Annotated in this window: 6 protein-coding genes; all 6 read right to left on the reverse strand. The window is 29.6% G+C overall.

What is annotated here, in order from left to right:
* Positions 1–211 precede the first annotated feature (211 nt).
* Complete coding sequence (locus ACFQ13_RS03745) at positions 212–925, reverse strand: hypothetical protein (RefSeq protein ID WP_386114163.1); 714 nt, start codon at positions 923–925, stop codon at positions 212–214.
* A 155-nt stretch (positions 926–1,080) separates the two neighbouring features.
* Positions 1,081–1,851 (reverse strand): hypothetical protein, encoded by a 771-nt coding sequence (locus ACFQ13_RS03750; protein WP_386114165.1) that lies wholly within the window; start codon positions 1,849–1,851, stop codon positions 1,081–1,083.
* A 100-nt stretch (positions 1,852–1,951) separates the two neighbouring features.
* Positions 1,952–2,134, reverse strand: coding sequence for a hypothetical protein (locus tag ACFQ13_RS03755; RefSeq protein WP_386114166.1), 183 nt, complete (start codon positions 2,132–2,134; stop codon positions 1,952–1,954).
* A 24-nt stretch (positions 2,135–2,158) separates the two neighbouring features.
* Complete coding sequence (locus tag ACFQ13_RS03760; protein WP_386114169.1) at positions 2,159–2,683, reverse strand: hypothetical protein; 525 nt, start codon at positions 2,681–2,683, stop codon at positions 2,159–2,161.
* Positions 2,661–6,050, reverse strand: a complete 3,390-nt coding sequence (locus tag ACFQ13_RS03765; protein ID WP_386114172.1) for a RecQ family ATP-dependent DNA helicase — start codon at positions 6,048–6,050, stop codon at positions 2,661–2,663. The genes ACFQ13_RS03760 and ACFQ13_RS03765 overlap by 23 nt, the downstream gene beginning before the upstream one ends.
* Before the next feature lie 23 nt (positions 6,051–6,073).
* Entirely contained in the window at positions 6,074–7,024 is a 951-nt protein-coding gene (locus ACFQ13_RS03770; RefSeq protein WP_386114175.1) for a GNAT family N-acetyltransferase, read from the reverse strand.
* Between the last annotated feature and the right edge of the window lie 230 nt (positions 7,025–7,254).

The raw sequence follows: 7,254 nt of genomic DNA on the forward strand, positions 1-7,254 counted from the left end.
ATAAATAATCCGTCCTTTCCCTTTTTCCGCAACCCTTGGAGATATTGACCGCGTAAAATCTGTAATTGCTTACAACGTGTTTGTGTATGGTTAGTTGCGTGGTTAAGCAACTAATTTAACAAAAATGAACCGAACGAGAGGAAATTCTGCAGGAATTTCCACGTAGGCAAGTCACAAGCAATTAATTATACACGGTGTTGGCAAATCGTATTTATAATACTAATTCCAATAAAATTAATTTCCGAACTAGTTCGTCATTCAAATCAGCTTCTGTTAAGACTAACTCACAAAATTGTTCTTTACTTATAATTCCTTTACGGTCAGAAAACTTTTCGTAAAATCCACCTAGTTTTCTGATATAATTAGTAGCTATAACATATTTTCCGCCAAATCTATTAGTATATTTTATATTTAAAAACTTGTTAATAAGCGAATCCTTATTGGTTAAAGAATCTATTTTTAGATATTGGTGACGTTCATATTCATAGATTGTTTTTTCAGGATTCGAGAGTATCAAGTCTTTTTTTCTTAATTTTATATAAGGTCGATTTATTTCTAAAAATATCAAGGAATCTTCTTCTACTTTATCAAAGGAACTATTTGGTAAAATCCAAACTGAATCTGGATGATAATACATTTCTTTTTCCAATTGACTTGAATTAAATCTTTCTGTTATTTTTTTTGGCAATGGTACCCAATTTTCGAGGCTTCCATTTTTATAATCAATCAAGAATCTTTTGTAAGATTCGTTTAGCTCAGAATTAGGATACTGCTTTTTTAGGAAGTCATTTTCAAAGTCGTTCACGAGTAAAGTCAGAGTTTCGTTATTTTCTTTTCCTAAAACTTTTTCAAATTCCGATGTGTTATTGTTAGGGGAACAACCAAAAGTTAGAATTAGTAATAGAATTATGTAGATGAATCTCATTGTTCGGTTATATGTTTGCCAACGTTGTTGTGTATGATTTCGTTGCGTGTTTAAGCACTAAAGTTAGCAAATAAATCACAGATAGAAAGTCCGCGAGGACTTTCGTAAGTAGGCTATAACTAGCAATGAATTATACACGGTGTTGGCAGTAGTAGTTATTCATTTTCCGCAAATAAATATGACACATTAAATATCATTGAGAATGGGTCAAATTTAGCTTTTAAAGCTTTCTCTTTATCTAATTCATATTTAGTTTTTAATTCCGCTGTCATCGTTTCATAAGCACTTGCATTAGCCTCAAACGTCGCAAATACGTCTTTTAATGTTTCCGAATTCCAACTACCGCTTACAGTTATAACACTAACTCCAATAATAACTCTTTCTTTCTTTTTTAAACTTTTCTGGCATTCATCAATTTCATTGTCTAAATAATTGTTTTTGATTTGGACAATTTTATACTCTAATTCAATTTTTGAATTTGATTTACTTTCAATAGTTCTTTTAAGTTCAGCTAATAATTCAGCTTTTACGGATGCGTCAGCGTCAATATTGTCATTAATAATCTTCGAAAGGTCAGCATTGATTTTTGAATCAAACTCTTTTTTCTTTTCAGTTTTCAGAGTACCTTTTAAACTTCCACTTTTTAAAGTAGTAAATTCATTTTCTGTTGGTTTTCTTGAAGCACATTTAGAATTTATAAAAATTCCTTTTTTGAATTTTCTTCCAAATATTTCTGTTAAATCGCCATCGAATAAATAACCTCCTTTAATTTTTTGCCAAATCCCGTTTGTTGGATTACAATTCTTTGTTCCGCAAATTTCGGTTCCAGAAAGTGTTTCAAAATATGGTATTTGTACTTTCTTTTGAGCAAAAGTCATATTTCCGATAATTAGAGCAAATAAGACTAAATAAATTTTTGATTTCATAATATTGGTTTTTGGTTAGTTTTTTTTCTATTACTGCCAACGGTCTAGTATAAGAATAGTAGCGGATAAATTGCACTAACTTTTCGGTTAAACACAGACCTTATTTATATTTACTTACTTTTGTTTTGGCGATAAAACCGCTATTATTTTTATACATTGTTGTAAGCTGGCTTTCCACGTCCTGATTGGTTTTCCGAAGTTTTAATGCTTGTTCGGAAGGGTGCGTTGGCAAGACATCCTCTTTTGCAATTTTTGGCGTAGCGTTGGATGGTGCAAATTGCAAATGTGTATGGCTTTTTAGCGTTGGCTATTTCAAGTATAAACCAACTCCTAGGCCTATTCCAATTGCGATTAAAACAAAAACTAAAATTTTCAATGTTTTCAACTCCTTAGATTGCAATTCAAAACGTTCTTTTATTTTACTTTCCATCGTGTTAAAGTTAGAATTTAAAGTAGTTTCAAATGCACGTTGAATTTGAGTTCCTTCGTTTCTAATTTCAACTTGAATGTCAGATTTATGTTTGTCAAGTCTTGTAATAAGTGTTGCGTCAAGTTCTTTTTGAAAAGATTTATTGTCTTTGTAAATCTCTCCAATTTTTTGTTCCAGAAAATCATTTGTAACTTTTAGTTGCTCAGTATTTTCTTCCGTCTTTTTTTTGATTACATCACTTACTGAGTTTAAACTTTTATTGTTTTCTTCGATTAATTCTAAGTTTCGGCTAATATTCGTTTGAAGCGAACTTATCTCTGAATAAACAGCGGTAAAATCTTTTAGTTGTTTCGAATTGTGTTCTAAATCATTCACAACATTATCCAATTTTTCTAAATCCATATTCTATATTTTTATTAATGCTTTTAAGTCTATTGTTGTAATGAATTAATATCGTTTCTGTGTCTCCTAATTCTTTTGCAAATCTTAGTTTTTCTTCTTCTGTTTTACTGAATTTGTACAAGAACTTCAACAATACTATTTTCCCTTTTTGCTCTATTCTTTTAGATATTTCAAGAATGTGGTCGATAATAAAATCAAAGGTTGAATCTTCGTAATTTGAAATTGTATCGAATGATTTTGAAAACCTTTGTTCTTCAATTTTATTAAATGATTCTGATAATAGTAAATTGGTTAATCCGTTTATTAAGTTCAGACCTGTGTTAGATTGAAAACTCTCTAAAAAGCGTTGTAAATTACCTTTTAAGTCGATTAATGAACCCTTATTTATAAAGTTATTGTTTTCGTCATAAAACACTTGAAACCATTTTGTAATGTCTTTATTATTATTTTCTGCAATGTGTTGTAAAATGTAAGTTGCCTCTGTGAACTTAAAGTATGCTTCTAATGATTTTTTGAAGGATTCTTTACCTTCAATTGTATCATCATATTTTAAACAGTTTTCATAAACATTTTTTAAAGATTCTCTTCTGTTCGTTCCAAATTTATCATAAGACCATTGTAGTAAAATTTTCACTAAACGTTCAAATTTTGGTAAGCTATTATCGTCTAAAATATTTGTATATTTTATTCTATCAGGATTGTTGTCGAATTCAAAATCATCAATATATTTTTTAATGAATTTGAGTAAAGTAGATTTTATACTTTCTTCAGTAAAAGTGTTGTATGTAACAGTAAAAACTCCATTGAAAAAATCATCAACAGTCCAATCTGCAATGACACCTAAATTTGATAATCGATAAATGGCTTTTTCGACTTTAGCTTTATTAGACGCTAAGTTTCTTGCATAAACAACTTTTGATGTACCTGATTCTGAATATGTATTATGAAGTAGTGTAACGAGTTCTAATTCTTTAGATATTGAATCTAACCCATTTTGATACAAGAAAATTTGTCGAAAAACGTCTTGACCATCCCATTTAACTTTTTCTGTTAAAGATTGAATTTCTTCATAAGTCGATTCTGGGTTAAATATTGTTTCAACATTAGTTTCGGGATTTTCTTCTGTTAGTAAAACATAACATTTTGCATCACTTTTATCTCTTCCAGCTCTACCTGCTTCTTGATAAAGTGATTCCATTGAAGCTGGCATGCCATAATGGACTGTAAAACTTATATTCTTCTTATTAATTCCCATTCCAAAAGCTTTTGTAGCTGTAAGTAATGTGAATTTATTTTGTTTGTACTCGTCTTGAACTTTTACTTTGTATTTTTCAAAATCTAAATCGTTTTGATAATTTTTGGGTTTTGAACCAGAATAAAATTTTACTGGAACATTAAAATTAGTGGTTAGTTTACTTGATAAGTCAAAGCACCCATTTGTACCATTTACAAAAGGTGTAAATATTAAACCACATTTTGGGCTTTCAGAATCTAAATCGAAGATATTATCTACTTGATTGTGGTTATCTACAATAGTTGTAATTTCTTGATACTTTTTACCGTTGTCATTTATAACAATAAACTCTAACTCTGGTCGAGTATAATCAGTTAGAGTTTTTACATTCTTTTGGTCAGTATTAAATTCTAATTGAATATCTTTTAAAACGTTAACTGATGCAGTTGCTGTTAGTCCTAAAAAATTTATTGTTGGGCAATATTTTTTGATAGTGTTGGATAGATTCAAGTAAGAAGTTCTAAAATCGTGTCCCCATTCTGATAAACAATGAACTTCATCTATAACTGCGTATGAAAAATTTAACTGCGAATTTATTGCTATTAACCTTTCTCTAAAGTCTTTTGTTTGAAATCTCTCTGGCGAAATGAATACAAAGAAATATTTTCCATTGCTGTAATTGTCTAATATTTCTGTTCGTTCAGCACCAATTACGTCACTATTTATTGATTCAATATTTTGTATGTATGCTTGGTCAAGGTCTTTAATTTGGTCATACATTAAAGATTTAATCGGACAAACTACGAAACTAATACAAGGTTGTAAAAGGCAAGCAAGTTGATAGGTTAAAGATTTTCCACCACCTGTTGGAAGCAAACCAATTGTTGTATTGTTTTCTAAAACGTTTTGAATTATTGAAATTTGACCATTATTGAATTTATCGTATTCAAAAATATTTTTTAGAAAAAACCCTAAATTTTCTAAATCATTAGACTCTTCATTAAAAAGAAGTTTATAATTATATTTTGTTGAAGTACTTAGTGTAAAGTAATTAACTCGGTCTAATTTGTTTTTGTTTCGATTATGAAATAAGTCTAAATAGTCAGTTCTCACGTAAATTACATCATCATTTAATGCGTTTTCGTCAGTCCATCTTTGAAATATACTAAAGTCTATTTTTACGCAATTATCATTACTAAAACCTTTAACGTTTTTAATTTCAATTTGTGGTTCTTTAAATGGAATTTTCTGCAAGTTTAATAGGTGGTACATCCATTCAAAAATATCTTCAATTGAATGATTTTCATAATCAGAAACATCTTGATTTTTTATTTCAAAAACCCATTTATCATCTTCAAAGTTTAAGATGCCATTTTCGAGTAATTCAAGAATCAAAACTTGAAAACGAATTATTGCCGTAGGCAATAATTTTGTTTTTTTTATTTCTTTTGGAATCTCTGCGAAGCTGAGATTGAAATTTGTTTTATATAAATTTAGAAACCTTGAATACTTGTCAAGTTGATTTTTTATTTGCTCAATTTTCTCAAAGTAAATTGAGTTTTTTTCCTCTAAATCTCTCGTGTCAATTCTAACAGTTAAAATCTTTGATAAGGTTAAATGATTATCTCTGATAGAATCGACAACTCGTTCAACTTCTTCTTTGTGTTGTTGTCCGTCTATTTCTATTACTAAATTTGCTTGTGGCAAGAAAAAATCAACACATTGATGTCTGAAATTTTCATCATTTCGTTGCGTGATTTGATTAATTTCAATTTCGGGAATTATTAATTGTTTGATAAAATCGTACTCTGATAAATCTTCACTAATTCTCTCTTCTAAAAATGTTCTTGCAGGAAAATAGTTGTTTTCTTCATCTCCTTTTATAGTGTTATTCCATTTTAGGTTAGACTGATTTATTAAAACAAAGGGTTTTTTAAAGAGCTCTGTTTCTTTGTGAATTGAACCATAAATACTTTGTAAATATTGGCTCATCAAAGTAGGTTTTCCTCTTTGAATTAAGTTTTTGACTATTAGAATTGCCGATAAAAATTCTGATTCTTTTCTCGGATTGGTTAGATTCTGAATGACAAAATTATGGTTGGTGTAAGAGTAATTAGCAGAATATTTTTTCATATCAAAAAGCTGAATTTATTTTGTTATTGTAGCTTTTTTAATGCGACTTCAATATCATTTTTTGATACGTCAGTTGAGTCAATATTGAATTTCTCATTCGCTTGCTCATAACAAGAGACAGCAAGTTCAATACTTTCTTCAGCTTCATTAATTCTACCTAGCCAATAAAAGTATAAGTGTGTGTCTGGAAATTCATCATTTCCTACAGTCATATTACATCCTCCAAAAAGAGACCTAGCTTCCTCATAATTTTTTTCATTAAATTTAATTCGCCCTAATAAATAGAAATAGCGAAGCATCAATTTTGGTTGTTGTCCTTTAGATTCTATTTCAGTTACTAATTGATTTAGTAAAGGCACAATTTTCTCATTAGAAGTGTCTAATGCTAGTTGATTATTTAATATAGTTGTATTAATTTCTACAAGGTGTTTTTTCCATAATGCTCTTAAACGTATTTCGCCATCTCTAAGCATTTCCGGGTCAACAAGTGCGTGACCTTTATTAGCTGTAAATCCGAGTTTTTCAACTACTTTTTCAGAACTTAAATTATCTTGGTCAATATCAGCTTCAATTGTTAATACATTCTGTTCTTTTAACTTGGTAATAATCAATTCAGACCCTAAAGTTGCAATACCTTTTGTTCTGAATTTAGGAAGTATTGCGTAACTAATTCGAGCATTTTTTAATGTATCTCTAAATTCGAATGCGATAAAACCACAAGGCTTATTTCTAGAAAAGATATTTGTAGCATTTTCATAAATTATCCAACAAGTTCCTGCTCCATTTTTGTTATCATTTAACCAATAATCTACAAGTCTTCTATAATCTTGTTGAGCTTCCTTTGGCACAATATAGTAATGCTTTATATCCTTGTCTTGAAACACCTCGTTTATAAATGTTCTATCATTTTGAGTAATTGGCTTTAATGTCAATCGCTCATTATTTAACTCTATATTTATTTGATTAAAATTCATTCTTCAAATTTAATTTATCATTTCGTGCGTTGGCAAAAAACAGCTCTTTTGGTTTTTTCAGCGTTGGCTTATGTGGCGGCAAAAAAGCAAATGTGCTGTTTGTGCGGCTGGCTTTTCAGCTTGCTTACAACGTGTTTGTGTATGGTTAGTTGCGTGGTTTAGCGACTAAGTTAGCAAACTTTAACGAACCCGTGAAAATTCCGTAGGAATTTTCGCAAGTAGGGAAGAAC

This window comes from Winogradskyella rapida (genome assembly GCF_042675845.1).
In the GTDB taxonomy this organism is placed as follows: Bacteria; Bacteroidota; Bacteroidia; order Flavobacteriales; family Flavobacteriaceae; genus Winogradskyella; species Winogradskyella rapida.

Bases quoted from the DNA above. Each gene is read 5' to 3' on its own strand.
- ACFQ13_RS03750 (WP_386114165.1), bottom strand. From the start codon at position 1,851: ATGAAATCAAAAATTTATTTAGTCTTATTTGCTCTAATTATCGGAAAT.
- ACFQ13_RS03770 (WP_386114175.1), bottom strand. From the start codon at position 7,024: ATGAATTTTAATCAAATAAATATAGAGTTAAATAATGAGCGATTGACA.
- ACFQ13_RS03745 (WP_386114163.1), bottom strand. From the start codon at position 925: ATGAGATTCATCTACATAATTCTATTACTAATTCTAACTTTTGGTTGT.
- ACFQ13_RS03765 (WP_386114172.1), bottom strand. From the start codon at position 6,050: ATGAAAAAATATTCTGCTAATTACTCTTACACCAACCATAATTTTGTC.
- ACFQ13_RS03760 (WP_386114169.1), bottom strand. From the start codon at position 2,683: ATGGATTTAGAAAAATTGGATAATGTTGTGAATGATTTAGAACACAAT.